Here is a 1883-nt window from a genome sequence, read left to right as displayed (position 1 = left end):
GTATCCGTTTTGATGCGGATGAGATTTCCTGACAAAAGTCGGCCGGAATGGATATTGGCCGGGCTGATCGTCCTTGGCATGTTTGCGATCTGGTACAGCTTCGTGTATGTACGCGGCTGGGAAGGGGCTGCGCTCGGAATGCTTGGATTCAATGTCATTTTCGGAGCCATTGCCGGATATTTGATCGATAAGGCCATCCGGCGTTACAGGAAAAGATAAGGCTGCTGCCGTCTCTCATCATGTCGAAATTTTCACAGACCGGCAGGAATTTTCTTTCGAAAGGAGAAATACATATTACTTTAAAATGAAAGCGTTTTCCGAAGCAGAAAGGTGATGTTGATGATACACGGTGTGACAAATGGGCTGAACAGTTTTTGTACGTGGGTGATGAGACTGGCCTATTTGAATGTGCTTTGGATTTTGTTTTCTCTTGCAGGCCTGGTTGCGTTTGGGCTGATGCCCGCTACTGCCGCGATGTTTACAGTGGCGAGAGAATGGGCGAAGGGGAATACAGATGCCCCGGTGTTTTCTGTCTTTTTTCGGGCGTTTAAAAAGGAATGGCGGGCATCACAGATCCTCGGGCTTATCGTTGTGACGGCTGCCCTGTTTCTGTTTGCGGATATGCGGATAGCGGCTCAGATGGACCAGCCTGTGCTCGTCAATGTATTCCTGAGCATTAGTTTGATTTTCGCGTTTGTTGTGCTGTATGTGTTCCCGGTATTTTCTCATTTTGACGTAAAAATCAGAGAGGTGCTGAGCATCAGCTTTTTCATTGCCTTCAGCCGTCCGGCGGTGACGCTTTTGATGGCGGCGGGCGCTGTCGGTGTGCTTTGTCTCGTTCTGTTTCATGTCACGTTTCTATTGTTTTTCAGCGGGAGTTTACTCAGCCTGATCTTAACGAAGCTGTCCTTTAAAGCGTTTCGGTCAATGGATCAGCGGCAGGAGAAAGAAAAGGCGGCATGAAGAAAAGAGTTGCTGGCTGGTACAGGCGGATGAAGATTAAGGATAAGCTGTTTGTGTTTCTATCGTTGATTATGGCCGTATCCTTTCTGTTTGTATACAGCGGGGTCCAGTATGCCTTTCATGTGTATGATGAGCAGATTTACCGCAAGTCCTCGGAGGTGCTGCGGATGTCTTCTGAAAGGATCGAAGACGAGCTGAAGAAGATAGAGGATGTGTCATATGAAATCATTACAGACGAACAGATTCAGCATATCCTGAGCATGCAAAATCGGGATGATACGTATGATCAATATCAAATGAAGCAGGAGCTGTGGGATCAGCTTGCGGAATATGCCAGCGATGAAAAGTACATCGATTCCATTCATGTGATTGATGCCCGCGGCTCAGAGTATTCAGCCGGAAGCAGTTCTTCAGATCTTTTGAAGCAGGAGCAGGAAGAGGTATGTAAGCGAGCGAAAGCGAAAAATGGAAGAAATCTTTGGATGACGCTCGGCGGGTCAGATCCTGTCCTGATTTCAGCACGGCAGATCAGATCCTATCACCAGCTGAGTCTGAACGGCTTGGGCATGGTGCTGATCCAAGTCAATGTAAAACAGATGATTCGTGATGCGCCGAAGGATTGGGGCGATTCAGTCGGAGACATTATGATTGCTGACCAAGGCGGGAATTTGGTGTATACAGCACATGCATCAGCGCATGTTCCTGAGGCAGCAAAAGAGACGCTGAAGCACCCCGGTTATGACTTGATAAAAAAGAATGGCAAACGTTACTTTATTTCTTATCTTCAATCATCCTACCAAAATTGGAGCTACTATAACGTCATCCCCTTTGATCAGATGTTCGCGAAAATTTCCTTTATGAAAACAGTGATCGGCACATGCTTTCTTCTCTTTTTCTGTGTGGTTTTGCTTTTCGGAAGG

General features: G+C 46.9%; 2 protein-coding genes and 1 pseudogene. All 3 read left to right on the top strand.

What is annotated here, in order from left to right:
* The coding region (locus ACWHAR_RS20315; protein ID WP_452087641.1) for a YesK-like family protein at positions 1-219 on the top strand (219 nt) is incomplete at its 5' end.
* 114 nt (positions 220-333) lie between these two features.
* The gene (locus tag ACWHAR_RS20310; RefSeq protein WP_072557178.1) at positions 334-963 is read left to right on the top strand and encodes a YesL family protein; all 630 of its coding nucleotides are present in this window, start codon (positions 334-336) and stop codon (positions 961-963) included.
* Positions 960-1883 (top strand): annotated as a pseudogene (gene yesM, locus ACWHAR_RS20305) (two-component system sensor histidine kinase YesM); the annotation flags it as partial. The gene ACWHAR_RS20310 and the pseudogene yesM, both read left to right, overlap by 4 nt.

Source organism: Bacillus sp. LR--39, from assembly GCF_053613335.1.
The sequence above is the reverse complement of the archived record's forward strand: the minus strand, read 5'-3'. Positions and strand labels throughout refer to the sequence as shown.

Excerpts from the sequence above, each read along its gene's own strand:
- ACWHAR_RS20310 (WP_072557178.1), top strand. The coding sequence starts at position 334 with ATGTTGATGATACACGGTGTGACAAATGGGCTGAACAGTTTTTGTACG.